Raw genomic sequence first — 416 nt, 5'->3', positions numbered from 1 at the left:
CATTAACATCGATGCTCGGTCAGCTTCAATCCCTTCATGAACCGCCACTTGATGGTTTAAACGCGTATCTTCGAGTACGGTATACAGGCTTCGAACCGCTCCTGCTTTAGGATCTCGAGCACCAAAAAATACTTGAGGTAATTGTGAATTGATGATGGTTCCACTACACATTAAGCATGGTTCAATGGTCACAAAAAGCTGACAATCCCACAGCCGCCAGCTTTTTAAATAAGCGCAAGCTTCCGTAATAGCTAAGACTTCCGCATGAGTGGTTGAATCCTGTGAGTGTTCTCTTAAGTTATGACCACGACCGATAATTTTACCATCATGAACAACCACTGCTCCAATGGGGACCTCATCAATCATTTTGGCGAATTGGGCCTCTTTAATTGCTTCATTCATATAAAAATTAATTT

General features: G+C 42.1%; 1 protein-coding gene. It reads right to left on the bottom strand.

The genetic code is table 11. The features are described 5' to 3' along the window. On the bottom strand, positions 1-416 hold a 416-nt coding region (locus tag C1I98_RS46790), incomplete at both ends, for a nucleoside deaminase (protein ID WP_267898119.1).

The sequence above is a fragment of the Spongiactinospora gelatinilytica genome, assembly GCF_003236385.1.
Classification (GTDB): Bacteria; Actinomycetota; Actinomycetes; order Streptosporangiales; family Streptosporangiaceae; genus Spongiactinospora; species Spongiactinospora gelatinilytica.
This window is presented reverse-complemented; position numbering and strand designations above follow the sequence as displayed.